Origin of the sequence: Bosea sp. BIWAKO-01 (assembly GCF_001748145.1) — a bacterium.
GTDB lineage: Bacteria > Pseudomonadota > Alphaproteobacteria > Rhizobiales > Beijerinckiaceae > Allobosea.
In genome coordinates, this window is record NZ_BCQA01000001.1 from 4557295 (window position 1) to 4581937 (window position 24643).

22 protein-coding genes are annotated in these 24643 nt (G+C 65.4%); 8 read left to right on the top strand and 14 right to left on the bottom strand.

Annotated features, from left to right (window positions below; genetic code table 11):
• Positions 1-84 precede the first annotated feature (84 nt).
• From BIWAKO_RS21305 to BIWAKO_RS21320, 4 genes are read left to right on the top strand one after another with little or no spacing between them, the layout of a single operon-like run.
• Positions 85-1017, top strand: coding sequence for a carbohydrate ABC transporter permease (locus tag BIWAKO_RS21305; protein WP_069880344.1), 933 nt, complete (start codon positions 85-87; stop codon positions 1015-1017).
• On the top strand, positions 1014-1871 hold the full coding sequence (locus BIWAKO_RS21310) for a carbohydrate ABC transporter permease (RefSeq protein WP_074471590.1): 858 nt from the start codon (positions 1014-1016) through the stop codon (positions 1869-1871). The genes BIWAKO_RS21305 and BIWAKO_RS21310 overlap by 4 nt, the downstream gene beginning before the upstream one ends.
• A complete protein-coding gene (locus BIWAKO_RS21315) occupies positions 1868-2560 on the top strand; it encodes an N-acetylmannosamine-6-phosphate 2-epimerase (protein WP_176733371.1) in 693 nt (230 codons plus the stop codon). Before BIWAKO_RS21310 ends, BIWAKO_RS21315 begins: the two co-directional genes overlap by 4 nt.
• Positions 2547-3479, top strand: a complete 933-nt coding sequence (locus BIWAKO_RS21320; RefSeq protein WP_069880346.1) for a BadF/BadG/BcrA/BcrD ATPase family protein — start codon at positions 2547-2549, stop codon at positions 3477-3479. Before BIWAKO_RS21315 ends, BIWAKO_RS21320 begins: the two co-directional genes overlap by 14 nt.
• Positions 3480-3545: 66 nt before the next feature.
• Here the strand turns inward: BIWAKO_RS21320 and BIWAKO_RS21325 are convergent, their stop codons facing one another.
• From BIWAKO_RS21325 to BIWAKO_RS21345, 5 genes are all read right to left on the bottom strand, one after another.
• The gene (locus tag BIWAKO_RS21325; RefSeq protein ID WP_069880347.1) at positions 3546-4046 is read right to left on the bottom strand and encodes a hypothetical protein; all 501 of its coding nucleotides are present in this window, start codon (positions 4044-4046) and stop codon (positions 3546-3548) included.
• Positions 4047-4069: 23 nt separating this feature from the next.
• Positions 4070-5455, bottom strand: coding sequence for a tetratricopeptide repeat protein (locus BIWAKO_RS21330; RefSeq protein ID WP_069880348.1), 1386 nt, complete (start codon positions 5453-5455; stop codon positions 4070-4072).
• Positions 5456-5523: 68 nt separating this feature from the next.
• Complete coding sequence (locus BIWAKO_RS21335) at positions 5524-6729, bottom strand: OpgC family protein (protein ID WP_069880349.1); 1206 nt, start codon at positions 6727-6729, stop codon at positions 5524-5526.
• Positions 6729-8378 (bottom strand): thiamine pyrophosphate-binding protein, encoded by a 1650-nt coding sequence (locus tag BIWAKO_RS21340; RefSeq protein ID WP_244523508.1) that lies wholly within the window; start codon positions 8376-8378, stop codon positions 6729-6731. Before BIWAKO_RS21340 ends, BIWAKO_RS21335 begins: the two co-directional genes overlap by 1 nt.
• Before the next feature lie 58 nt (positions 8379-8436).
• Entirely contained in the window at positions 8437-9345 is a 909-nt protein-coding gene (locus BIWAKO_RS21345; RefSeq protein ID WP_069880350.1) for a CE1 family esterase, read from the bottom strand.
• A gap of 167 nt (positions 9346-9512) precedes the next feature.
• Between BIWAKO_RS21345 and BIWAKO_RS21350 the strand changes: the two genes are divergently transcribed.
• Positions 9513-10079, top strand: a complete 567-nt coding sequence (locus BIWAKO_RS21350) for a sigma-70 family RNA polymerase sigma factor (protein ID WP_069880351.1) — start codon at positions 9513-9515, stop codon at positions 10077-10079.
• 129 nt (positions 10080-10208) lie between these two features.
• On the top strand, positions 10209-10823 hold the full coding sequence (locus BIWAKO_RS21355; protein WP_069880352.1) for an NrsF family protein: 615 nt from the start codon (positions 10209-10211) through the stop codon (positions 10821-10823).
• A gap of 28 nt (positions 10824-10851) precedes the next feature.
• Here BIWAKO_RS21355 and BIWAKO_RS21360 read toward each other — a convergent pair whose 3' ends face one another.
• The 9 genes from BIWAKO_RS21360 to BIWAKO_RS21405 all read right to left on the bottom strand — a co-directional run bounded on the left by BIWAKO_RS21360 (position 10852) and on the right by BIWAKO_RS21405 (position 20641).
• Complete coding sequence (locus tag BIWAKO_RS21360) at positions 10852-11910, bottom strand: LLM class flavin-dependent oxidoreductase (protein WP_069880353.1); 1059 nt, start codon at positions 11908-11910, stop codon at positions 10852-10854.
• A gap of 35 nt (positions 11911-11945) precedes the next feature.
• Complete coding sequence (locus BIWAKO_RS21365; RefSeq protein WP_069880354.1) at positions 11946-12878, bottom strand: ABC transporter substrate-binding protein; 933 nt, start codon at positions 12876-12878, stop codon at positions 11946-11948.
• A gap of 83 nt (positions 12879-12961) precedes the next feature.
• The gene (locus tag BIWAKO_RS21370; protein WP_069880355.1) at positions 12962-13900 is read right to left on the bottom strand and encodes an ABC transporter substrate-binding protein; all 939 of its coding nucleotides are present in this window, start codon (positions 13898-13900) and stop codon (positions 12962-12964) included.
• 89 nt (positions 13901-13989) lie between these two features.
• Complete coding sequence (locus tag BIWAKO_RS37145) at positions 13990-15786, bottom strand: amino acid ABC transporter permease/ATP-binding protein (protein ID WP_074471591.1); 1797 nt, start codon at positions 15784-15786, stop codon at positions 13990-13992.
• A 60-nt stretch (positions 15787-15846) separates the two neighbouring features.
• Positions 15847-16389: a GNAT family N-acetyltransferase gene (locus BIWAKO_RS21385; RefSeq protein WP_069880356.1), complete on the bottom strand. Its 543-nt coding sequence runs from the start codon at positions 16387-16389 to the stop codon at positions 15847-15849.
• Positions 16390-16412: 23 nt separating this feature from the next.
• Positions 16413-17606, bottom strand: a complete 1194-nt coding sequence (locus BIWAKO_RS21390; protein WP_069880357.1) for a M20 aminoacylase family protein — start codon at positions 17604-17606, stop codon at positions 16413-16415.
• A 12-nt stretch (positions 17607-17618) separates the two neighbouring features.
• Positions 17619-18971: an LLM class flavin-dependent oxidoreductase gene (locus BIWAKO_RS21395; protein WP_069880358.1), complete on the bottom strand. Its 1353-nt coding sequence runs from the start codon at positions 18969-18971 to the stop codon at positions 17619-17621.
• A 26-nt stretch (positions 18972-18997) separates the two neighbouring features.
• Complete coding sequence (locus tag BIWAKO_RS21400; RefSeq protein ID WP_069880359.1) at positions 18998-20002, bottom strand: LLM class flavin-dependent oxidoreductase; 1005 nt, start codon at positions 20000-20002, stop codon at positions 18998-19000.
• 69 nt (positions 20003-20071) lie between these two features.
• On the bottom strand, positions 20072-20641 hold the full coding sequence (locus tag BIWAKO_RS21405; RefSeq protein ID WP_069880360.1) for a flavin reductase family protein: 570 nt from the start codon (positions 20639-20641) through the stop codon (positions 20072-20074).
• A 724-nt stretch (positions 20642-21365) separates the two neighbouring features.
• Between BIWAKO_RS21405 and pehA the strand changes: the two genes are divergently transcribed.
• Both pehA and BIWAKO_RS21415 read left to right on the top strand, forming a co-directional pair.
• The gene (gene pehA, locus BIWAKO_RS21410) at positions 21366-22970 is read left to right on the top strand and encodes a phosphoric/sulfuric ester hydrolase PehA (RefSeq protein WP_074471592.1); all 1605 of its coding nucleotides are present in this window, start codon (positions 21366-21368) and stop codon (positions 22968-22970) included.
• A complete protein-coding gene (locus tag BIWAKO_RS21415; protein WP_069880361.1) occupies positions 22937-24574 on the top strand; it encodes an ABC transporter substrate-binding protein in 1638 nt (545 codons plus the stop codon). Before pehA ends, BIWAKO_RS21415 begins: the two co-directional genes overlap by 34 nt.
• The last annotated feature ends 69 nt before the right edge of the window (positions 24575-24643 follow it).

Consider the following 24643-nt stretch of genomic DNA (forward strand, 5'->3'; position numbering starts at 1 on the left):
ATGGCCGACAAAGCCCGACCATGCGCTTGGACAGGCGCGCGCCGGGCTTTCCACTGAACGCGCTGCTTCAACAGGCCAGGTCTCATGACGACGGATTATCGAAGCCGCGAAAGGCGCAAGCGCGCGGCCTGGATCGCATTTCTCATCGTGCCGCCGATGGCGATGATGCTGACCTTCGTCGTCTGGCCGCTGCTCGTGGCGCTGAGCTCGGCCTTCTATCGCTGGGAGGGGATGGCGCAGGGTGAATTCGTCGGCCTGCAGAATTTCCGCGATGTTCTGCTTGGGGATCATTTCGCGGCGCTGACCTGGCGTGCGTTCCGGCACAATCTCTTCGTCTTCTTCGCGCTTTTCGTGGTGCAGAACACCGCCGGATTTCTGCTTGCCTGGTTCATCTATCGGGAGCCGTTCGGCTTTCGCTTTCACCGGATCGCGATCTTCATGCCGGTGATCCTGTCCACCGTCCTGGTCGGGTTCCTGTGGAAGCTGTTCCTCGACCCCAATTTCGGCCTTATCAATCAGCTTCTCGAGATGATCGGGCTCGGTGCGCTGCGCCAGCCCTGGCTCGGACAGGAAACGACGGCGCTGCCCGCGCTGGTCATGGCCAATGCCTGGCACTGGGTCGGCTTTCCCGCCCTGGTCTATCTAGCCGGAATGCAGCGCATTCCCCGCGAAATCCTGGAAGCGGCCAAGCTCGACGGCTGCAGCAGCTGGCAGATGCTGACACGCGTCGTCTGGCCACTGGTGGCGCCCTCCACCACCATCACGCTGACGCTGCTCTTCATCGGCGCCTTCAACTGGTTCGAGCTGCCCTACATCATGGCAGGGCTGGACGGCTCGCCCTACGGTTCCACGGATGTGCTGGGGCTCTATTTCTACCGCACAGCCTTCGGCAACCAGAGTGGAGGCCTTCAGGATTTCGGGCACGGCAATGCGCTCGCCGTCCTGATGTTCATGTTCATCGCGGTCGTCGCCACGCTCATCACGCAGTATCTGCGCCGCCGGGAGATCGCGCTGTGACGGCAAAGGCCCAAAACCCGGACCCATTGTTCCCGCGCAGCAGTCCCGGGAGTCTGATTGCCGCCGCACTGCTCGTGGGCAATTCCGTCCTGATGCTCTACCCGATCGCCATCATGGTCTTCTCGGCCTTCAAGACGACGGGGGAGATCTTCGACGCACCGTTTTCCGTTCCTGATTTCACCTATGTCGCGAACTTCACCCGCATCTGGGGCGAGACGAGCCTGCCGGGCTACTTCATCAACTCGGTGATCATCACCGGCTCGTCCATCGCGCTTATCCTGCTGCTCGGCACGATGGGGGCATATGCGCTTGCCCGTTACGAGTTCCCGGGCAATTCGGCCATCTTCATGTTCTTCCTGGCCGGCCTGATGCTGCCCCTGAAGCTCGCGGTGATCCCGCTTTTCCTGCAGATGCGCGATTTCGGTCTGCTCGACACCCGTTTCGGCCTCATCCTGATCTATACGGCGATGGGACTGCCTTCGACGATCTTCATCATGACCGGTTTCCTGCGGACGTTGCCGACGGAACTCGAGGAGGCCGCGCGCATCGACGGGGCGTCCGAGCCGCGGATCATGCTGTCCATCATGCTGCCGCTATCCGTGCCGCCGATGGTCATCTCCGCGATTCAGAATGCCGTGCCGACCTGGAACGATTTCTTCTTCCCGCTCGTCTTCATCCAGACCGATGCGCGCAAGACCCTGCCTCAGGGGCTTTCGGTGTTCATGGGCGAATACACCACCGACTGGGGCATGTTGTTTGCCGGCCTCACCATCGCAGCCCTGCCACTGACCATCATCTACATCGTGATGTCGCGCCAGTTCATCCGGGGCATGACCGCAGGGGCGGTAAAGTGACACTTCTAGCCAATCAGAACCTGATACCGCCGGGCAGCCTTGCCGTGTCCTGCCAGGCGCGGGCGGATAACCCGTTGCATGGGCCGGTGTTCATGGCGGCGATGGCGCAGGCGGCGGAGCAGGGCGGTGCGCTCGCCCTGCGTGCCAATGGACCTGCCGATATCGCTGCGATCCGCGCGGTCAGCGCGCTGCCGATCATTGGTATTCTCAAGCGCTGGGACGATCGCTTTCCCGTCTACATCACGCCCGATTTTGCCGCTGCCGCGCTGATCGCTGCCGCGGGCGCCGACATCATCGCGCTCGATGCCACCGACAGGCCCCGCGATGGCGAACCGCTCGGGGTTTTGATCGCGCGCATCCGCAGTGAACTGGGCAAGCCCGTCTTCGCGGATTGCGCGACGTTCGAGGACGGCGTGCGTGCGGCCAGGCTTGGCGCCGACTACATTGCCACGACCTTGTCCGGCTACACCGATGAAACCGCCGGGTTGAAGGCGACGGGTCCGGATATCGCCCTGATCGCCGCCCTCGCTGGCACCATATCGACGCCGATCGTGGCGGAGGGGCGTTTCGAGCGGCCGGAGCAGCTCGAGACGGCCTTCGCTGCTGGTGCCCATGCCGTGGTCGTTGGCACGGCGATCACCAACCCTCGTGAAATCACGCGCCGCTTTGTCACGCATGCCCGGGCTTGAGCACTCGCTGGGACTGGGCATCGAGACGGGCGGGACGGCGTCGCGCTGGTGCCTCGTCTCCGCAACTGGCGAGGTCATGGCTCGAGGAGATGTGGCGCCGATGACGGGCCATGTCTTCAGCGAGGCGGACCAGGAGCGTGTCCGCAGCATCTTTGCCGAGCTCGCTGGCCAACTCTCGGGCCTTGGCCAACCCAGCGCCATCGTTGCCGGGGTCACGGGCATTGGATCGGCTTCGTCGACAACGGCTCTCTTTGCGCGGATTCTCGCCGACGCCTTCCAATGCCTCGAGACATCCGTGCTCGTCGTCGATGACATGTGGCTGGGCTACCGCGCCCGCTTTGCGCCCGGCGAGGGCATCGTCGTTTATGCGGGGACAGGCTCCATTGGCTACCACCTTACGGTGGGCGGCGAGATCATGCGGGCCGGCGGCTATGGCGTGCTGGTCGACGATGGTGGGGCGGCGACCTGGATCGCGACCGAGGCGTTGCGGTTCGTCCTGCGGCGGGAAGATGAGGCGCCGGGTTCCGGCTGGAGCACCGCGATTGGCCGGACGCTTTCCGAAGCCGTTGGCGGCCGCTCCTGGGATGCGGCCCGTGTCTACATCTATGGCGGCGACCGCGGCAGCCTGGGCCTCCTCGCCCGTGCCGTGGGCGTTGCCGATGAGGCCGGGGATACCGAGGCGAGACGGATCTTTGCGGGGGCTGGCCGGGAGCTCGCCCGTCTCGCTTTGGCGCTGCGCGGGCGTGTCGGCCTCAAGCCGGTGGCTCTGGCCGGCCGTGCGATCACGCTGTCGCCAGCCATTGCCCAGAGCTTCGCTGCCTCCGTCGCGCCGCCCCTGCTTCTGGCCGATGCCAGCCCCGATGTGCCGGCGGTCGCGGCGCGGCTGGCCGTTGAGCTTGCTGCGAAGCATGGTCGATGAAAGCCGGGCACAGGGCGCTGAAACCGCGCCGTGTGCCTGGCCATCGACAAGGGCCGGGTCAGGTCCTCAGCGGGAACGAACCGGCGCAGAAGACGCTTCGAGCTGTTCGAAGACGAAGGCGGCAAGGTAGCCGTAGATCGCGTGTCCGATCAGGCTCATGAGGGAGAGGCGCGGCACGTCGGTGAGAAGGAAGGCCTGACCGGCCAGGGGCGCGAAGAAGCCGAGCGCGATGAAGTAGGTGATCATCCCCCAGATCCAACCATCGGCGGGCATGCCAAAACTCTTCACAAAGCGCGTCACCGCGTAATAGCCGAGCGGGTAGAACAGGAAGCCCGTGAGAAAATGCAGCAGCTTTGCGGCCGGTGTCGAAATCGTCAGGCCGAGCTGGTGGGAAAACAGCGACTTCACCAACTCTGGCGGCTCCAGTGGGAATTCCGCGAACCACGCGGTCGGAACGGCAGAGAACAGTTCCCAGAAGCCAAGCCCGGCAAAGCCGCCAAGGGCGAGGTTCGCGATGGTGCGGGCTGATGGAAGGGCGGTGGCCCGGGGCAGGGTGGTGGTGATCATGGCTGCTCTTCCTGTGCTGGCGTTCAATGGGCGAATGCGAGCGGAGTCGCCGCGACGGCCAGCGCCGCGGTGCGGGCGGCTGGCCGGTTGCGCAGCAGCGTCATCCGGCGCGCGGCGAACAGGTTGGAGCCGCCGCGCTTCGTGATGCGTTCCGCGAGAAGCGGGGCCGCGCGCTCATGGTTGCCCGCGCGGATCAGGCTTTCGATATGGGCTTGCTCGAAGAGGTCGCGCTGAGCGTGGCTGCCGCCGATTGCGATCAGTCCGTCGCGCGCGGCGCCCAGCAACCTCGCCGCTTCCGTGTAGTCGCCTTCGTGGAAGGCAAGCAGGCCGAAAGCCGCAAGCGCGCCATGATGGGCCGCCTGCCTGCGCTCGCTGCTTCGGTGAGCCTGACCATCCTCGACGAGCATGCGGGCAATCGCCTCTGCGCCGCTTACATGCCCGGCGCCGAGCAATGAGAGAGCATAGTGTAGGTCGGCAAAGACCAGGCGGCCGTCATCGATCCGCCCCTCGGCGAGTGCGGCGAGTTCCTCCCAGCGCGTCCCGACATCGACGCCGGCATATTCGAGCCGGGCGAGCAGCGAGGCGCCATTGGCGATGTCGCGATAATCGTCGGTGGGCTCGCCCCGGATATCGTTGTCATAGAGGCGCAGCACCTCGGCGGTTTCGCCGCGCTCGAGCCTGAACAGAGCGAGGTGCCAGACGATGTGGAAGCGCAGGTTATTGGCGTGGGACCAGTTCCGGGCATTGCCGAGCCAGGTGATGCCCTCATTGGCCCGACCCGTCATTTCCAGCACATGTGCGACGGCGTGGCGGCCCCAGGCATCGCGCGGCGCCAGGGCGACGGCGAGGCGGCCCGCCCCCTCGGCCTCGGCATAGAAACCCTGTTCCTCGAGCGCGAAGGCGTGGCAGCCATGGACATAGCCGGAGAGTGGGTGGCTTTCGCCGAAAGCTGGCGCGGTGCGGCGCAGGCAGGCCAGCATCTCGGCCTGATCCCCCAGCATGAAGCGAAGGCCGTGCGAGAGTTTCAGGGCCAAAACATCGAGGGGATGCGCCTCCAGGATCGCTTCCAGGTGTTCGGCGGCCAGGCGCGGTGCATCGGCCAGCCAGAAGGCCAGCGCCTCGACCATCATCCGCTCGCGCTGGGTGACGGGACGCAGCGCTATGGCCGCCTGGGCCTTGATGTGGCAGTCGCGGGCCGCTCCGAGCAATTCGGACCTGGCAAGCGAAAGCAGCATCAGGCCTTTGGCCGCATGAGCCAGTGCGAAATCCGGATCCGCTGCCAGCGCGCGGGCGAGATGCTCCGGTGTCGCGGCAGCATGGGCCAGCACGGCTTCGAGCGTGTCGTTCCAGGCGAGGCGTGCAGCGTCGTTCGCGACAGTGACGCACTCGCCTGAGAGATCGTGATACATGAGGCCACTCCATTCGCGCCGTTGAAAGGCATCTCCAGGGAGTTCGCTGGCGGCCGATCAAGCGGCGATCAACTCGCTTCACGGACCCGTGTTGGCAGGCCGTGCTTGGGAGCTTCAGCCTCATCGATGCGCTGCGGTTCAGCCTTCGCTGGCGTAGCGGGACCGGCCCAGGGTGCGCTCTTGAACCAGCCGACCACGACCGCGACGCCGAGGATCACTGCAAAGCCGACGAGATTGAGCAGCGCCACGCTCAACTCGGTCCGGCCCAATAAATCGGCCACTGTACCGGCGAGCCGTGCGAGCACGACGCTGGCAAGGAAGGCGGCGAGCGATTGCCGTCCGATCAAGATGAGCAAGTGGCCAACGCCCTGATCGAGATTCCGGCGCCAGGGCTCGACGAGGCTGAGCACGAGATAGGCCAGTGCCAGGAAATGCAGCACGCGCAGGATGTGCAGATTGCTCTTCTCGCTCGCGGGCAGGATCAGGTCGCGTAGCGCTTGCGCCGTCGGCCAGTGCTCCAGGAAACCCCAGAAGGAGAACGGCATGGAGAGGAGCAGGAATGCGCCGGCGGCGAGCATCAGACTGCGCTCGCCAAGTCGTGGCACCGGCAGCCATTTCATGCCGATGAAGAACCCGATGAAGAAGATGAGCTGCCAGGCGAAGGGATTCAGGAACCAGCCGGCGCCGTTCCAGGGATTGCCGGGAAGATTGAGGTCGAAAGTCCAGGCGAGCCCATAGAGAAGCGCCACCATCAGGAAGGGCAGGGCAGCATGGATCCGGTGCAGCGCCATGACGACTGGAACCAGTGCCAGGATCACCAGATACATCGGCAGGATGTCGAGATAATCCGGCTGCCAGGTCAGCGTCGTAAGACCGAGCAGTGCGGTGTCCGGGGAACTCAGGAGCGGCGCGAACTGGGACGCGACCACGCCAAGGCCAAAACTGTGGTCGAGCAGCGCGGCGAGTGCGATCAGCGCCAGAACGAGGCCGAGCTGCGCCCAATAGACCTGCCAGATGCGCAGCATGATGCGCGCGGTTCCAAGCCACAGGCCGCGGCGAACAAAAACGCTGCCGAAGGCCAGTGCGCTGGCAACGCCGGAACAAAAGACGAAGAGTTCGGCGCCTGACGAAAAACCGAAGCGGGCAGGGATGAAGGCGTTCCAGCTGTTCTGTGGCCAATGCGCGACGAAGATGATCAGCATCGTCAGGCCGCGGAAGAAATCGAGCCGTTCATCGCGCGGGCGTTTGCCCGCCTTCTGTTGATGCGTGCTCATCAGAAGGCTCCTTCGTAGCTGCCTGCATCGATCCTGCAGGCGAGCAGCGTGAAACCATCGCGCTGGAACGCGGCACTCGCCTCGCGCCGGAGGCTGTCAGGGTTCGAGATCGTGCTGCCGTTACCGCCCATCGCGCCAGCAATCGCCGCGAAATCGGTGCTGCCAAAATTGACTGCTGCGCGGGCCAGGCCAAGCTGGCGCTGCTTGAGCGCGATGAGGCCAAGGCTCTCATCGACAAGGACGACGAGGATAACCGGAAGCGCCAGATCGCGCAGGGTCGCGAGTTCGCCCAGAACCATTTCAAGGCCGGCATCGCCGACGAAGCAGAGCGTGGGCTTTCCCGTGCCGAGCGCCGCGCCAGTCGCCAGTGGAAGCGCGCAACCCATCGTGCAGAGCCCGGTCGATTGCAGCAGGCGGCGTGGCCCGTCGCTGCACCACATCTGGCTGAGCAGAATCCGATGCGCTCCGGAATCGGCCGTGACGATGGTTCCCACCGGCGCGACCTCGCGCAGGATGTCGAAGACGGCATGGGGGCCCCAGTCCGATGGCGGAGCGAAGGCCTCCCTGAGTGCGGCGCGAATGACGGCGGGGCGCCCGTCCGGCCAGGTACCCTCCGGCATCGCGTCCTCGCCGAGCTGCGACAGGATGGTGCCGACATGACCTTCGAGAAGCAGCGTCGCGCTATGCATGCCGTGGTGGACGTCCTCGGCGACGATGTCGATCACGCGTTTGCCGGGTGGCCAGGGAGTGCGCCAGCCCTGGCGCATCTCGATCGGGTCGTAGCCGGCGAGCACGATGAGGTCAGCCTCGTCCAGCAGCGGCCGTGCCAGCGCATCGGCCCTCGGCGACAATCCGACTCCGCCGATCACGCGCGGATTGCTCTCCGGCACCAGACCCTTGGCCTTGTAGGTGGTGAGCAGCGGGGCGCCGGTCCGTGTGAGAAACAGGTCGAGCGCGGCGGCGGAGCCTTCGTTGACCAGGTCAAGCCCGGCAATGACCAGCGGCCTCTTCGCGGTCGCGACCATCTCGCGTGCGAGGCTGAGATTGGCGGGGACGTTGTTGCCGGGAGGATTTACGATCTCGACTGCGCGCTGGGCCGTCTTTGCCTCGGCGATCGCGATTGGCAGATCGATATGGACCGGGCCGGGGCGGCCGCTCCTGGCAATGGCGAGAGCCTTCTGGACCACCAGATCCTCGGTGCCCTGCGCGACGCGAAAGCTCGCCTTCACCAGTGGTCGCAGCACGGCCTGATGGTCGAAGATCTGATGCGTGTAGCTTTCAGCCAGGGCCTGATCGACACAGCCGGTGATGAAGATCAAAGGGACGCGGTCCTGCCGGGCATTGGCGACGACATTGACCGCATTGGCGACGCCGGGCCCGAGTGTCGCCACCAGAACCGGCAAGGCCCCTGTTGCATGCCACAGCCCTTCGGCCATGAAACCCGCGGCATTCTCGTGCTTGGCGAGCAGAAAGCGGATGCCGGCACGTTCCAGTGCATCGACCAGAGCCAGAACCTCGCCGCCGGGAATGCCAAAGGCGTGTGTTGCGCCTGCGGCGGCAAGTTGTTGCGCCATGAGATCGGCGCCTCGCACGCAAGCCGCTTCCGCTGTCTTCGGCATCGTCTGGGATAGGCTTGTATCCTGGCGCATGGTGTCTCCTTAGGCATCGGCAGGAGAGATCGTGCGAGGCAGGCTCCTGGTTACGGCTTCACGGGAAAGTGAGCCTGGCTCCTGCCGCGGCTGTCGGCTTTTCAGGGGGCATGGCAAGCTTCCAGGCCCGCTCGACCCAGGCCGGGTCGGCCATATGTCCGCCGCCATGCAGGCACAGCTCCAGCCGCGCGGGCCCGGGACAGTCTGTTGCCAGCCGACAGGTCAGGCCCTCTGGCCGCGGCGCCTTCCGGACCTCGTCCGCCCAGGCTGAGGTGCAGCCCGGTGCCAGGACGGCAAGGCTCCTGAAGAGATCGCCCTGTTTGTATCCGGACCGGAGTGGGCGCCCCGCAATCGGTACGGTTGTGTCGCTCGTGCCGTGGACATGGATGAGATTGGGTATGGGGCCGATGCAGTCCTGCGGAAGGGGCTCCCAGAACGCACCGGCGATTGGTGCAAAGGCCGCAAAGCGCGCGGGCATCCGGCAGGCGAGATTCCAGACCATGGACGCGCCCTGCGAGAAGCCACTGGCCAGAATCCTGCCAGGATCGATGGGGAAGCGCTGCGCGACGTCGTCGAGAACATGGCCGATGAAGGCGAACTCGTCGCGATGGTGTCCGGGAGAGCCGGGATAGGACCAGGTCCGCCCCATCCCGTCCGGGACGATCAGGGCAACGCCGAGGCGTCGCGCAACCGCGACGAGACCCTGATCGGCCATGACCTCCTCGGCCGAGCCTTGCCAGCCATGAAAGTACATGATCGCGCCACGCGGAGGCCCGATCGCAGCCCGTGCCGGCAGCAAGATGCGATAGAATCCGCCCTCGACCGGGCAGCCTCCCTCGACCGGACAAGGCGTCAGTCGCTCTTCCGTCCTGGCTTGATCCTGGGCGAGGGCGGCGGGTGGCAGCGTCGTGGCCAGCGCCATTGCGAGCGCCGTGATCCCAAGGCCGATGCGCGCTGCCGTCGCCATGATCGTCGTTTTCCCGCGTAGGCCCGGCAAGGCCGCGCTTTGCGCCTATGCGAACGTATCGGGATGGGGCGAACTCGGCATCCGTCGGTCACGGGCTTGTGAGCCCTGCACCATCATGCGACGGATTGGGCTCCCCGCCCGTACAGTCCGGATAAGCGCCGCTTCCCGTGTCTCTCGCCGATCTCGAAACGCAGCTGCGTCCCGTCTTTCTCTCCGCGCTTTCCGGCGATGCGTCGGCCTATCGCGTGTTCCTCGAGGCGATCAGCCTGCGCCTGCGCGGCTATCTGCGCCATCAGCTGGCGCGGGCGGGACGCACCGAGCCGAGCGAGACGGAGGATGTGCTGCAGGAGACCTTGCTCGCCTTGCACCTCTCCCGCCACAGCTATGATCCGTCAAGCCCCGTGACCGCCTGGGCTCATGCGATCGCGCGCTACAAGCTCGTCGATCATTTGCGTCGCTCCGGGCGGCACGCGTCCAACCTGCCGATCGATGACGAAGCCTATCACCTGGCGGCGCCCGATACCGTTGCCTCCGATGCCGGACTGGACCTGACGCGGGCCCTGCAATCCTTGCCGGAACGGACACGAAGGCTGATCGACCAGGTCAAGGTTCAGGGCTGTTCGATCTCCGAGGCCGCCAATGCTGCCGGCATGACCGAGACGGCGGCCAAGGTCGCGATCCATCGCGGCTTGCGGGCCATGGCCCGGCTCCTGACCAGGCGTGGCGCACCGTGACCGGTCTGCCGCCCATGCGGTACCTTGAGCGCGCCATCGCTGTAACCTTTCGCCTGTTTGCTGCGAAATCCCTGTCCATCAGAGCGCAATGACCGGTCCGACATGCAGACAGACGAGTTGATTTCCCTCATGGCCACGAGCAGCCAGCCGGTCGATACCGGATGGCTGCGCCGCGTCACCTGGCTTGCTGCACTCGTCTCCATGGCCGCCGCGACGATTGCAGTGCTCCTGACGCTTGGCGCACGTCGTGATCTGGCGGGGGCCTGGGCGAGCGCACCGGTGCTCGGCAAAATCCTGCTCGGAGCGAGTGTGGCCGGGATCGCCGTGGCGGTCTTCCAGCGTAGCCTGCGGCCCGGCCTCAGTCCGCGAGGACACCTGTCCCTGACCCTGCTGCCAATCGCCGCGGTGATGCTTTGGGCTCTCGTCGTTCTGGCCGGTGTGCCTGCAGGAGAATGGGGCAGCCTGACTTTTGGCAGAAGCTGGCTGGCCTGCCTGATCGCCGTTGTGCTCTACGGACTGATCCCGCTGGCCGCGATGATCGCCGTCGCCCGGCGGGGTGCACCGGTTGACCTGCGCCTTACTGGCGCAGCCGCAGGAGTTGCATCCGCCGCCCTGGCGACCATCGCCTACAGCGTGCATTGCCCGGAGGATACGATCCCCTTCATCGCAAGCTGGTATCCGCTGGCGATGGCCATCATGGCCGCCGTCGGAGCCCTCGCTCTTCCGCGGTTCGTGCGCTGGTAGCGGAGCCCGAGACAGTCAGCAGTTGTCGTCAGGCCGGCAGCCTGGCGAGTTCCGGCTTGGCTGCCCGCCCCCTGAGCCAGCCAAGGTTCGGCGCGATCAGGTGGATGAAGTCGTCGATGATCTGCTCGTAATTCTCCGCTTCGAAATTATAGGGCAACTCGAGACGCAACTCGTCGACCTCGCGCAGCACAGGGTCCTGCAACAGCGCGATCAGAATCTGCTCCGATGTGCCGATGAGATCCGGGGCGAACTGCGTCCGCCGTTCACCCTGCGGCTTCAGCGTGCGTTCATGCCGGCTGGCGGCGTAGTCGCGATAGCGGCTGCGGGTTCTCGTGTCGGCACCGTCGAGCGGGACGATGACACGGCCAACTGCGATGCGTGGCAGGTGGCGCGCCTGCCAGCTGCTGCGATAGAGAGCAAGTTGACGCAGTTGCGCCTCGACGAAATCATCGGTCTCCTCGCCGGTATTGATGTTGCCGACGAGAAGATTGAAGCCGTTCTCCCCGGCCCAACGCGCTGAACGCAGCGAACCTCCGCCATACCAGAGCCGCTCGCGCAGTCCCGGTGCGTGCGGCTGGATGCGTGGCCGCAACCGCCCCGCCGCCGATGTGATGAAAGTCTCGTCGTCGCCGAGATAGGTGCCGTCGAGATTGGCTGCGAGGCGGGCGACGCGCTGATGCGAATAGTCGGAATCGGCCCGGTCTCCGTCGAGGAAGCGCTGACCCAGCAACTCGGCGTGCGACGGTGGCCCCGCACTGAGGCCGACATTGAGGCGTCCGCGCGAGAGCACGTCGACGAGCGACAGGTCCTCGGCCAGGCGGAAAGGGTTTTCGTAGCCGATCTGGATCACCGCGGAGCCGATCTCGATGCGTCGCGTCCGCTGGCTTGCTGCGGCCAGAAAGACGCTCGCTGAGGAGACGCCGGGTTCGAGATGGCGTTGGCGCACCCAGGCGCTGTCGAAGCCGAGCCGTTCGCCGAATTCGAAGAGCTGGAGCGTGTCCTCCAATCCAACGAATGGAGCATCGTCGCGGTAATTGCCGGGAGTCAGGAAGCCGATCCGGCTGATCGTGAGCGGAGTGGTGGGCATGATAGTCTCGCAGACAATACCGAGGGTAGGGGGCTTCAGGACTTGGGCAAGCCTGGCGGATTGGTTTCGGAGCGCTCCAGAGCCTCCTCTTCGAGCCCCCAGCGCGCGAGCGCCTGGCGGTATTTGTCGGTGGCGATCAGCCCGTTGGTTGCGGCCGTCAGCGCGTCGACGAGATCACTGCCTTTGCGCGTCGTAATCGCGACATCCGATTTGAGAGGCCAGCCGGCGCTGAGAGTGCCGGCTCGCCGGATATTGCGGTCGCGTGCGGCGATGAAGACCAGTTGGGCATGCGGCTGGACGATGACGTCGGCGCGGCCGGCGAGCAGCGCGATAAGCTTGGTTGGCTCATCGTCGTAATAGTGCAGGTCGAGTGGCTTCAGCCCGGCTGCGAAATTCAACTTGCTCCATGCCAGCAGGATGCGCTCCTGGTTGGTGCCGGCGCCGACGATGATGCGCAGGCCCGCCGCATCCTTGGGCTCTTTAATGGACGTAACCGGGCTGTCGGCCTTCACATAGAAGCCGTGCAGGCCTTGCCGGTAGGTCGAGAAGTCGAATTTCTCCTTCCGCTGCTCGGTGACGCCGACATTCGAGATCACCGCGTCGTATTTTCCCGAGGCCAGTCCGAGCGGCCAGTCGGCCCAGGCAATCGGCAGAAGAGTGAGCTTCAGGCCGAGGCTGTCGGCGATGAGCTGGGCAAAGTCGGGATCGGCGCCAACCACGGTCTTCGCGTCCGTCGCATAGGTGGCGAGCGGCGGACCGCTCGGGCTGATCGCGACGGTGAGCGAGCCCGGCTCGACGAAGACAAAGCCCTTGGGAATTGCCTTGATTGCGTCGGCGTTCCGTTCGGCGCGAACCCTGCCAGGCTGTTCCGGGCCGAGATCGAACGGCTGCGCGAGAGCTGGGGCAGAACTCCAGTAGGTGGTCGCTGCCCCAAGCAGCAGCGAGAGAATGGCTCGTCGCCCGATCATGATCGTCTTTCCAGTTTCAGAATTGGCGGCTTCGATTGAGGACAGTTGCGCCGCCGCTTTGGAGTGCGGCGGCGCAAAGGGCGTCAGCTCTTGGGCAGGCCGGGTGGGTTGGTGGCGGATTTCTCGACCGCCTCGGGGCCGAGATTCCAGCGGGTTAGCGCCTTGCCGTAATTGCCGTTCGTGATCTGGGTATTGAGGGCATGGGTGATCGCCTCGGCGAGCCCATTGCCCTTGCGGGTCGTCACCGCGATCTCGGCCAGCAGCGGCCAGCCGCCGCTGAAATTGCCGGCGAGCCTGGTCTTGCCTTCGCGAGCGGCCTTGAAGCTGAGAAGGGCGTTCGGCCCGAGATAGGCGTCGGCGCGGCCGGTCTCGAGCGCGAGATAGAGCACGACGTCGTCGTCGTAATACTGCGCCTCGACCGGTTTCAGGCCCTGTTTGACGTTCTGCTCGTTCCAGCGCAGCAGGATCTGCTCCTGGTTGGTGCCGGAGCCGACGATGACCTTGAGCCCGGCTATGTCCTTGGGCTCCTTGATGGTGATCGGGTTGCTGGCCTTGACGTAGAAGCCGAGCAGATCCTTGCGATAGGTCGAGAAGTCGAACTTCTCCTTGCGCTGCTCGGTGACGGTGACATTGCTGATCGCAGCGTCGAATTTGCCGGAGGCGACGCCAAGCGGCCAGTCGGCCCAGGCGACGCTGACGATTTCGAGCTTCCGGCCGAGGCTGTCGGCGACGAGCTGGGCGATGTCGGGCTCGGATCCGACCAGCGTCCGGGTGTCGGTGCCATAGGCGCCGAAGGGCAGGCGCTGCGAGGCGATGGCGACGGTGAAGACGCCATCCCTGGCGAATTTGGCGTCCTTGCCGACCAGCTTGAGTGCCTCCTCATTCTTCTCGGCACGCGGGCGGCCTGGCTGTTCCGGGCTGAGATCGAAGACCTGTTGGGCAAGTGCCGGGAAACTGAGGAAGGCGGCAGTGACGGCGAGTGCGCCGAAGCCAAGCGAAAGCGATCTGGTCCTTGCGGCCATGCTGAAAACTCCATGCGGGGGATCGGGACCGGTTCGGATCATCCGGGGAAGCGCAGGTCCCGCTGCGCCTCCCGAATTTGGGCCAGGCGCTAGAGAACCTTGGCGAGGAACTCGCGGGTGCGAGGGTGGTCGGGAGCGCCAAAGACCTTCTCGGGCGATCCGGTTTCGAGAATGCGGCCCTGCTCCATGAACACGACCCGGTCAGCGACCTCTCGGGCGAAACCGATCTCATGGGTCACCACGATCAGCGTCGTGCCGGAGCTGGCGAGTTCCCTGATGACGTCGAGCACCTCGCCGACCAGCTCGGGATCGAGCGCCGAGGTCGGCTCGTCGAAGAGCAGGACTTTTGGCCGAAGCGCGAGGGCGCGGGCAATCGCAACGCGCTGCTGCTGACCACCGGACAGCTGGCGCGGATAGGCTTCGGCCTTCTCGGAGAGGCCGACGCGGGCAAGCAGTTCGCGTGCCTGGGCGACAGCCTCGTCGCGGCCGATGTTCCGCACTGTGATCGGCGCCTCGATGACGTTCTCGAGCGCGGTCAGATGCGGGAACAGGTTGAAGTTCTGGAACACCATGCCGACATCGACGCGGCGCTTCAGGATATCCTTCTCCTTGAGCTCATAGAGCGTGTCGCCGTCCTGGCGGTAGCCGATCAGCTCGCCGTCGATCGAGACGAAACCGTCATCGACGCGTTCGAGATGATTGATGGCGCGCAGCAGGGTCGATTTGCCTGAGCCCGACTGGCCGAGGATGACGGTGACGCTGCCGCGCGGGATGGTAAGGCTGACATCGTCCAGCACCTTGAGTGGGCCAAAACTCTTGCTGACGGCCTGGATCCGAACCTCGCCACCGCTGCGGGCCAATGAGGCCCAGCTCACTGGCGTGCCCGCTTCCCGCACAACCAGCGGAGCCGATGTCGTGCCCGCGGCCTGCACCGAGGCCGTCGAGCGGCGCAGTTTTGCAAGGGCATTGCCGATCAGGGACGGGGGCGGATTGCGCAGCGCGCCCTTCGAATAATAGCGCTCGATATGATGCTGGATGAAGGACAGGACGCTGAGGATGACCAGATACCAGACGGTCGCGACCATCAGCAGCGGGATCACCTCCAGATTGCGGCGATAGATGATCTGGATCGTGTAGAACAGCTCCGGCAGCGCCAGGATGTAGACCATCGAGGTGCCCTTGGCCAAACCGATGATCTCGTTGAAGCCGGTCGGCAGGATGGTGCGCATCGCCTGTGGCAGGATGATCCGCGAGGCCTGGCGCGAGCGTGGCAAGCCGAGTGCGGCTGCCGCTTCCAGTTGGCCCTGATCGACGGAAAGGATGCCGCCGCGAATGATCTCGGAGCAGAAGGCCGCCTGATTGAGCGCCAGCCCGAGCACGGCTGCCGCGAATGGCGTGAGCAACTGCGTGGTCTGGTAGCTGAAGAAGGAAATCTCGGTGAAGGGCACGCCGAGCGTGATGGTCTCGTAGAGATAGCCCAGATTGTTCAGCACCAGCAGCAGCACGATCAGCGGGATCGACCGGAACAGCCAGACATAGCCCCAGGAGAGCGAGCCGAGCAGAGGCGAGCCGGAGACCCGCGCCAACGCCAGCGCCGTGCCGAGCAGGAAGCCGAAGGTGGCGCCGAGCAAGGTCAGGAGCAGAGTGCGCCCGAGGCCGGCCAGGACGGGCTCGGCAAAGAACCATTCGGCGAAGACGTCCCAGCCCCAGCGTGGATTCGAGAGGACCGAGTTCAGGATCGCAAAGATCACGATCACCGAGAACACGGTTCCGACCGTCCGCGCCGGGTATTTCGCCGGAACGATACGGTAATGCGCGTAATCGCTCTTTCGCGCGGGTTGCGGTGGTGGCGCATCAAGCGCCCGAAAATCGGTCGTCAGGGTCATGGCGGGTCTCGTCGGGAGGCTGGGGGCGGTCTGACCCGCCGTCTGTCGGCTCGGAGGCGATCAGGTCGCGCTGGCGGCCCCCGGCCGCTCCCTGGCTGACGCATGCGGCAGATGCCCGGTGAGCGGGCCGAGTTCCTTTTCAAAGGGGAGCTTGAGATGGATCTCGGGATCGACCGTGACGTCGAAGAGCGGTCGATAGCCGGTCTGCAGGTAGAGTTCCTTGGCCTCGGGCTGCCGGAAGCCGGTCGTCAGGTAGATCCTGCTGTAGCCCTGGCGCCGAGCCTGCGCTTCGAGTTCCTCGACCACCTTGCGGGCCAAGCCCTGGCGACGGAAATCGGCATGGGTCCAGATCCGCTTCAGCTCGGCGGTGCGCCGGTCGTAGCGCATGAAGGCACCGCCACCGATCGTGCGGCCATTGCGAACGAGCAGGACGAAATTGCCATCCGACGGCGCGAATAGCTCAGCCGGGTAGCGGCTCATCTCGGCGCCGGGTGGCTCTCCGAAAATGCTGCCATAGCGGGTCGCATATTCCCAGGTCAGCGCCTCGATCAGGGGCTGCGAGCGCGCGTCGAGCGGGGTGGTGTAGATGAAGCTGTCGGCCATGATGGGCTGCCTTTCCGGCGGGGTCAGGAGAGGTAGGCCTGCGCCAGCGCGACCCAGTAGGCCGCCGCGGGGGCCAGGATGGCGTCGTTGAAGTCGTAGTGAGGGCTATGCAGCGCGGCGCTTTCGCCGTTGCCGACGAAGAGGTAGCTGCCGGGGCGAGCCTCCGAGATGAAGGCGAAATCCTCGCTGGCGGTGCGTGGCCTGAAATCCCGCTCGATCCGTTCTTCGCCGAAGGTCGCCACCGCCACCTCGCGCGCGAAGGCGGTTTCCGTCTGATGGTTGACCAGCGCAGGGAAGCCGCGCCGGTAGCGGACGTCGGCCCTTGCGCCAAAACTCTCGGCCTGGGCACGAACCAGCGCCGGAATGCGCTGCTGCAACTGCTCGCGGACCGTGCCACTGAAGGAGCGGATCGTCAGTTTGAGCTCGACGCTGTCGGGGATGACATTCGAGGCGGTGCCGCCATGGATCGAGCCGACAGTGACGACGGCGGCCTCCAGCGGGTCGATATTGCGGGAGACCACGCTTTGCAGCGCCGTGATCACGGAGGCGGCGGCAACGACCGGGTCGACCGTCTCATGGGGCGCCGCGCCGTGGCCCCCCTTGCCGAGCACGGTGATATGCGCCTGATCGACCGCGGCCATCGCCGGACCAGCAATGAAGCCGAATTGTCCAGTGGGCACGCCCGGCCAGTTGTGCAGGCCGAAGACGGCGTCGCAGGCGAAGCGCTCGAACAGTCCCTCCTCGATGAGCTTGCGGGCGCCGGCGCCGGTTTCCTCGGCGGGCTGGAAGATTAGGTTCAGGGTGCCTGAGAAGCGCCCGCTTTCGGCGAGATAGCGCGCTGCCGCGAGCAGGATCGCGGTATGCCCGTCATGGCCGCAGGCATGCATTGCGCCGGCATGGGTGCTGGCATGGGCCAGGCCCGTTGCTTCCTGGATCGGCAGCGCGTCCATGTCGGCACGGATGCCGAGCCGACGCTCGCCGCTGCCGCGCCGGAGCGTCGCCACGACGCCGGTGCCGGCGAGCCCCGTCGTGACCTCGTAGCCCCATCCGGCGAGATGTTCGGCGACGAGCGTGCTGGTCCGCTTTTCCGCGAAGGCGAGTTCGGGGTGGCGGTGAAGGTCGCGGCGCAATGCGATGAAGGTGTCGGCGAAGGCTGCGATGCCGCGTGCCGCTGCTTCGCACTCTGGCTGGCCGAGATCGCGCGTGTGAAAGGTCATCTCCCAGCCACCTCAGCCGGCCGACCGCGTCAACGCGGCCTGCCGCGGCGTGTCTTCGCCGGCATGCCGGCTTTCCCGGCGCGGCAAACCGAGATGGTCGCGCAGGGTCGTGCCGGGCAAGCTACGGTCATAGACGCCGCGCTCTTCGAGCACCGGGATGACGAGCCGGGCGAAATCGTCGAAGCCCTCGGCGATCACCGGGAATCCCAGGATGAAGCCATCCGCCGCCTGTTGCTCGACACGGTGAATGATCCGCTCGGCGACCGCCTCGGCCGTGCCGATGAAATCGGTTCGCGGCGTGGTCGCTTCGAGCGCGACCTCGCGCAGGCTCAGACCCTTCACGGCCGCATTGCGCTTGATGCGGTCCGTGGTCGACCGGAAGCTGTTCTTGCCGATCTCCCCAAGTTCTGGGAACGGCTGGTCGAGCGGGTAGGCGCTGAAATCGTGATGGTCGAAGAAGCGGCCGAGATAGAGCAGGGCCTCGTCGATCGAGACGAGATCGCGGATGGCGCGGTATTTCTCTTCGGCTTCCTGTTCGGTCGCCCCCACGATCGGACCGATACCCGGGAAGACCTTGATGTCGCCTGCACTTCGGCCGTGAGCGACGGCGCTGTTCTTGATGCTGCGATAGAAGCCCTGCGCCTCTTCGAGCGCGACATTGTTGCTGAAGACGGCGTCGGCGTGCTTTCCGGCAAGCCCGATCCCCGCATCGGATGCGCCTGCCTGGAAGACGACCGGCTGCCCTTGCGCCGAGCGGGAAATGTTCAGCGGACCCTCGACCTGGAAGAAGCGACCCTTGTGCCCGAGCGTGTGCAGCTTGGCCTTGTCGAAGAAGGCGCCGCTCTCGCGGTTTCGGGGGAAGGCATCGTCGTCCCAGGAATCCCAGAGGCCCTTGATGACATCGAGATATTCGGTGGCGATCTCGTAGCGCAGGGCATGTTCAGGATGCGGGCGGCTATAGTTGCGGCCCGAGCCTTCGAGCGGGGAGGTCACCGCATTCCAGCCGGCGCGCCCGCCCGAGATCAGATCAAGCGAACCGAACTGGCGCGCGATGGTGAACGGGTCGCTATAGGAGGTCGAGACGGTGCCGACGAGGCCGAGTTTGCTGGTCGAGGCGGCCAGCGCTGACAGGATCGTCAGTGGCTCGAAGCGGTTCAGGAAATGCGGGATCGACTTGTCGTTGATGTAGAGCCCGTCGGCGACGAAGGCGAAGGCGATGCCGGCAGCCTCCGCCTTGCGCGCGGTGTGGACGAAGAAGTCGAAATTGACGCTGGCATCGGCGGGACTGCTGGGATGGCGCCAGGAATTCATATGGCTGCCCGGGCCCTGCAGCATGATGCCGAACGTGATGGGTTTCTTGCTCATGGAACGTGCTCCGGTGGAGAAAGTGGTCAGGCCGCGGCAGCCAGAACCTCGTCGGCGAGCAGCGCGATCGACGTGAGCCGCTGCTGCCGGGCGGCCGCCGGCGTATCGAGGATGAATTCAGCGATGCCGAAGCGCCGGTGCAGGGCATCGAGTTCGCGCCGGACCCGAGCCGGCGTACCGGCGACGATGCTCGGCCGGCGCAACTCTGTGCGGTAGGAAGTCACGCCCGCTTGCCGGGCATATTCGGCGGCCTGCTCTTCACTCCCGACATTGAGAGCCTGACCATCGTCGAGATGGAGGCGCACGATCTGCAGCCCATCCGCGATCCGTTCCGCCTCTTCGCTGCTCTCGGCGGCCAACGCGGTCACGGCGAGGAGCGGCGTGCCGGGGCCGCCGGCCTTTACGAAGGCGGTGATGCTCGCCTCAATCGCCGCGTGGTCGCCATTGAGCTGACCGGCAAAGACGAACTGCCAGCCCTGTTCCGCGGCAAGTCGCGCGCTCTCCGGGCCGCCGCCGAGCAGGAAGCACTGTGGCGCTTCGGGTGGCAGCGGCGTCGCAAGCGGCCTGTCGGCGGCCTGGCCGGAGTCCGTTCCGTGATCGAGATAAGCGCCGAGTTGGCGCAGCTGCGCGCTGAAGTCGCGTCGGACGGCGGGATCATGTCCCCATTGCAGCGCGCGTGTCGCCAGCGGCAATCCGCCCGGTGCCTTGCCGATGCCGAGATCGACTCTGCCCGGTGCGAGCGAGGCGAGGACGTGGAAATTCTCCGCCACCTTGTAGGGGCTGTAATGCTGGAGAAGGACGCCGCCTGAACCGACCCGAATGCGCGAGGTGCTGGCCAGGATGTAAGCTGCCAGCACTTCCGGGGAGGAACTGGCGACGCCCGCCATGCCATGATGCTCGGCCACCCAGAAGCGGTGATAACCCCAGCGCTCCGCGTTCTGTGCAAGCGCGACGGAGCGGGCGAGGGCGATGCTGCCGGTCTCGCCGTCGAAGACGGGGCTCTTCTCGAGCAGGCTGAGGCGATAGGTCATCGGCGCGGCTTTCTTGAATGCAGGTGGACTCGCATGCCGCTCTGTGCGCGGTTCGGTGAGAGGCGGGTGTCAGAGTGCGCGCAGCCCGAGCGCTGCAACTGCCTCTTCCGTCATCCAGCCAAGGCGCTCGTAGTCACCGCGCCAGTAGACGAGGGCCGCTTCATCGGCTCCGAATCTGACGGCCCGCACGCGGCCGATGATGATGCTGTGGGAATGGCGCTCGATCAGTTCCTCGACCTCGCAGTCGAGGGAGGCGAGCGCGCCGACCAGGAGCGGGGCGCCCGTGACGGCGCTGGTCCATTCGGCCTGCCGGAACCGCTCGGTGCCCTTCTCGCCGTTTCGTCCTGCGAAGCGATCCGCGATCTGCTTCTGCGCCGCATTCAGGAAGTTGATGCCGAAATTTCGGTGCCGCTGCAGGGTCGGATAGCTCGACGATGTGCGGTTGAGTCCGAACATGACGGTCGGAGGCTCGGCTGAGAGCGAGGCGACCGAGGTGGCCGTGAGGCCGGTTCGGTCCTCGCCTGTGCCGGTGGTGATGACACTGACCCCGCCAGCGAGGTGGCGGAAAGCGGCACGGAATGCGGCTGCTTCGTCGCGAACCGGGGGCGAAGCTGTCGGCAAGCGCGTGACGATGCTCATGGGGAATCCTTCAGGCCATGCGGGCGGGTTTGGACGCAGCGATCTCGCTGAGGCTGTTGATCAAGCCGTGCGTTCGCCGACCGAACCGGCCAGGGGCCGGACCGGGATGAGGGGCGAGACGTTCCGAGCGGGCCAAGACACTGCCTGACCCAAACGTGGCGTCGACGGTTTTCGACATGGCTCCGCCTCAGCCGGGCTGAGCGGCGTTACCCATGCGGATCAGAGGAAGAGCAGCGCGGGTCTGTTCAGGCCCGGCGTGTGGGAGCGTTCAACATCGATGCGTGCAATCAGACGCGCTTGCATGAAGATGAAGTGGTGTTCTCTTCGATGTTGATTCAGTCATGAACGTGTCTCCAGCAACCGGGAGCCCACGAATGCATTCGTGGTGCTTTTAGCTTTGGTGACGCGGTGCAAGCTGCTCCAGCAAATCCCGCGATCGACGCCGCGAATGACGCCGTCGATACTATGATCATTCTGCATCGTGCCGCTTCGGTCAATGAAACGTCATTTCAAAGATCACAGCCGAACCGGGATAAACGCCTCTGTCGGGTGGGGCGTTCGATAAGCTTTGCCTCATCTCCCCGGAGCAGATCGCCCGGGGGTGTTCGGCCCTTGTCGGCGGGGAACTTCGACGCGGGATGCCCGCGCCGCGCCTTCATCCAACAGTCATCCCGACGTCATCCAGGCGACCTAGGCAGGCGGCCTCACAGCTGGATTGCCGAGAATGAAACGCCAGAATGTTCTCCTGATCGTCGTCGACCAATGGCGCGCCGATTTCATACCGCATCTGATGCGGGCGGAGGGGCGCGATCCCTTCCTGAAGACGCCCAATCTCGACCGCCTTTGCGCAGAGGGCGTCACCTTCCGAAACCATGTCACGGCCTGCGTGCCCTGCGGTCCGGCCCGCGCCAGCCTGCTCACCGGCCTCTACCTGATGAACCATCGTGCCGTGCAGAACACGGTGCCGCTCGACCAGCGCCATTTCAATCTCGGCAAGGCGCTGCGCGCCATCGGCTATGATCCTGCGCTGATCGGCTACACCACGACGACGCCCGACCCGCGTGCGACCTCGAAGAACGACCCGCGCTTTCTGGTGCTCGGCGACCTGATGGACGGTTTCCGTTCGGTCGGCGCCTTCGAGCCCAATATGGACGGCTATTTCGGCTGGGTGGCGCAGAACGGCTTCGAATTGCCGGAAAAGCGTGAGGATATCTGGCTGCCGGAGGGCGAGGACTCGGTGCCGGGTGCGACCGACAAGCCGTCGCGCATCCCCAAGGAGTTCTCCGACTCGACCTTCTTCACCGAGCGTGCGCTGACCTACCTCAAGGGGCGCGCCGGCCGGCCGTTCTTCCTGCATCTCGGCTATTATCGCCCGCATCCGCCCTTCGTTGCGCCGGCGCCCTATCACGCGATGTACCGTCCGGAGGATATGCCCGGGCTGGTGCGGGCGGAATCGCCGGAGGCCGAGGCGGCTCAGCATCCGCTGACCAGGTTCTACATCGACTCGATCAAGCGCGGCTCCTTCTTTCACGGGGCGGAAGGCTCGGGCGCGACCTTGGACGAGGCCGAAATCCGCCAGATGCGGGCGACTTATTGCGGCCTGATCACCGAGATCGACGACTGCCTCGGCAGGGTCTTTGCCTATCTCGACGAGACCGGACAGTGGGACGACACGCTGATCGTCTTCACCAGCGATCATGGCGAGCAGCTCGGCGACCATCACCTGCTCGGCAAGATCGGCTTCAACGACGAGAGCTTCCGCATTCCGCTGGTGGTGAAGGACCCGCGCGGAGCGGACGAGCGCCGCGGTGCGATCGAGACTTCCTTCACCGAGAGTGTCGACGTGATGCCGACCATTCTCGACTGGCTCGGTGGCGAGGCGCCGCGTGCCTGCGACGGGCGCTCGGTGATGCCGTTCCTCAGCGAGGGGCGGCCGGGCGATTGGCGCAGCGAGCTGCACTACGAATACGATTTCCGCGACGTGCACTACTCCCAGCCGGAGCAGGTGCTGGGCCTCCACATGGATCAGTCCAGCCTCTGCGTGATCCAGGACGAGCACTACAAATACGTCCATTTCGCCGCGCTGCCGCCGCTCTTCTTCGACCTCGCCAAGGATCCGCACCAGTTCGTCAATCTGGCCGGGGAGCCGGCCTATGCCGCCCTGGTGCGCGACTATGCCCAGAAGGCGCTGTCCTGGCGGCTGATCCATGCCGATCGGACCCTGACCCATTTCCGCTCCGGCCCGCGCGGGCTCGAGGAGCGCGATCCCAACGCCACCCCTTCAGGAGATGAACAATGGTCGGTTCCTTCACGCGTCGCAGCACAATAGCGCTTGGCGGCTCGGCCCTCATTCTGCCGCGCTTTGCGATCGCACAGGCCGATAATCGGCCCTCGATCACCATCGCGGTGCAGAAGATCGCCAATTCCAACACGCTCGACGTGCTGCGCGAGCAGTCCAATGTCGGCGAGCGCGTCTTCTTCTCGTCGATCTGGGAGGGGCTGATCGGTCGCAACTGGCTCGGCAATCTCGAGACCGTTCCCGGTCTCGCCACCGAGTGGAAGCGCATCGACGACAAGACTGTCGAACTCAAGCTGCGCCGCGGCGTGAAGTTCCACAATGGCGACGAGCTGACGGCGGAGGATGTCGCGTTCTCCTTCAGCAGGCAGCGCATGTTTGGCGACACGCAGCCGTCGCAGGGGAAGACGATCTCGGTCGACTTCGTCGTCGGTGGGGGCCGCGCCAACAAGGAACTGCCGGCGGAAGTGCCGGCGGTGGCGCGCCGCTCCTGGCCGGCTCTGCTCGGCATCGAGATCGTCGACAAATACACAGTGCGCTTCGTCAACGGCACGCCCGATGTGACGATGGAGGGCCGCATCTCGCGCTATGGCAGCGAGATCATGAACCGGCGCGCCTTCGAAGAGGCGAAGACCTATAGCGACTGGGCGACGAGGCCGGTCACGACTGGTCCCTACCGGATCGCCGAGTATCGTCCGGACGTCTCGCTGCTGCTCGAGGCCCATGACGAGTACTGGGGCGGCCGCCCGCCGCTGAAGCAGATCCGTTTCGTCGAGGTGCCGGAAACGGCGTCCCGCATCAACGGCCTGCTCTCGGGCCAGTACCAGTTCGCCTGCGACATCCCGCCGGACCAGATCTCCCAGATCGAGAAGAACCCGGCCTTCGAAGTGCAGGGCGGGACCATTCTCAATCACCGCCTGACGGTGTTCGACAAGAACCACGCGCAGCTGCAAAATCCGCTGGTTCGCCGCGCCATGACGCATTCGATCGACCGGCAGGCGATCGTCGACTCGCTCTGGGCCGGCCGTACCGTCGTGCCGAAGGGGCTGCAATGGCCCTATTATGGCGAGATGTTCCACGCCGATTGGGCGGTGCCGGCCTTCGATCTGAAGCTGGCGCGCGAGCTGGTCAAGCAGTCCGGCTACAAGGGCGATCCGATCCCCTATCGGCTGCTCAACAACTACTACACCAACCAGACTGCCACGGCGCAGGTTCTGGTCGAGATGTGGAAAGAGGCAGGGCTCAACGTCGAAATCCAGGTCAAGGAGAACTGGCAGCAGATTCTCGAGCGCACGCCGACCCGGGCGGTGCGCGACTGGTCGAATTCGGCGCCGTTCAATGATCCCGTCTCCTCGATCGTCGCCCAGCACGGCCCCAACGGCCAGCAGCAGCAGGCCGGCGAATGGCGCAATGACGAGATGAACACGCTTTCGGTCGAGCTCGAAACATCGACCGACCGCGCCCGCCGCAAGGCCGCGTTCCGCCGCATGCTGGAAATCGCCGAGCGCGAGGACCCGGCCTATACTGTGCTCCACCAGAACGCGACCTTCACGGCCAAGCCCAAGGCGCTCGGCTGGAAGGCCTCGCCGGCCTTCGCCATGGATTTCCGCGCCGAGAACTGGGGCGGCCGGAGCTGAACGCAGTTCGATCGCGGCGCGCCCCGAAAGGGCGCGCCGTTTTCTGTTTCCGATGACTTCTGGAGGGTT

Coding starts and splice junctions, on each gene's coding strand:
- pehA (WP_074471592.1), top strand. CDS start 21,366: ATGAAACGCCAGAATGTTCTCCTGATCGTCGTCGACCAATGGCGCGCC.
- BIWAKO_RS21330 (WP_069880348.1), bottom strand. CDS start 5,455: ATGTATCACGATCTCTCAGGCGAGTGCGTCACTGTCGCGAACGACGCT.
- BIWAKO_RS21340 (WP_244523508.1), bottom strand. CDS start 8,378: ATGCGCCAGGATACAAGCCTATCCCAGACGATGCCGAAGACAGCGGAA.
- BIWAKO_RS21390 (WP_069880357.1), bottom strand. CDS start 17,606: ATGACCTTTCACACGCGCGATCTCGGCCAGCCAGAGTGCGAAGCAGCG.
- BIWAKO_RS21320 (WP_069880346.1), top strand. CDS start 2,547: ATGCCCGGGCTTGAGCACTCGCTGGGACTGGGCATCGAGACGGGCGGG.
- BIWAKO_RS21400 (WP_069880359.1), bottom strand. CDS start 20,002: ATGACCTATCGCCTCAGCCTGCTCGAGAAGAGCCCCGTCTTCGACGGC.
- BIWAKO_RS21370 (WP_069880355.1), bottom strand. CDS start 13,900: ATGGCCGCAAGGACCAGATCGCTTTCGCTTGGCTTCGGCGCACTCGCC.
- BIWAKO_RS21385 (WP_069880356.1), bottom strand. CDS start 16,389: ATGGCCGACAGCTTCATCTACACCACCCCGCTCGACGCGCGCTCGCAG.
- BIWAKO_RS21325 (WP_069880347.1), bottom strand. CDS start 4,046: ATGATCACCACCACCCTGCCCCGGGCCACCGCCCTTCCATCAGCCCGC.
- BIWAKO_RS21360 (WP_069880353.1), bottom strand. CDS start 11,910: ATGCCCACCACTCCGCTCACGATCAGCCGGATCGGCTTCCTGACTCCC.
- BIWAKO_RS21335 (WP_069880349.1), bottom strand. CDS start 6,729: ATGAGCACGCATCAACAGAAGGCGGGCAAACGCCCGCGCGATGAACGG.
- BIWAKO_RS21365 (WP_069880354.1), bottom strand. CDS start 12,878: ATGATCGGGCGACGAGCCATTCTCTCGCTGCTGCTTGGGGCAGCGACC.
- BIWAKO_RS21305 (WP_069880344.1), top strand. CDS start 85: ATGACGACGGATTATCGAAGCCGCGAAAGGCGCAAGCGCGCGGCCTGG.
- BIWAKO_RS21355 (WP_069880352.1), top strand. CDS start 10,209: ATGGCCACGAGCAGCCAGCCGGTCGATACCGGATGGCTGCGCCGCGTC.
- BIWAKO_RS21345 (WP_069880350.1), bottom strand. CDS start 9,345: ATGGCGACGGCAGCGCGCATCGGCCTTGGGATCACGGCGCTCGCAATG.
- BIWAKO_RS21395 (WP_069880358.1), bottom strand. CDS start 18,971: ATGAGCAAGAAACCCATCACGTTCGGCATCATGCTGCAGGGCCCGGGC.
- BIWAKO_RS21415 (WP_069880361.1), top strand. CDS start 22,937: ATGGTCGGTTCCTTCACGCGTCGCAGCACAATAGCGCTTGGCGGCTCG.
- BIWAKO_RS37145 (WP_074471591.1), bottom strand. CDS start 15,786: ATGACCCTGACGACCGATTTTCGGGCGCTTGATGCGCCACCACCGCAA.
- BIWAKO_RS21405 (WP_069880360.1), bottom strand. CDS start 20,641: ATGAGCATCGTCACGCGCTTGCCGACAGCTTCGCCCCCGGTTCGCGAC.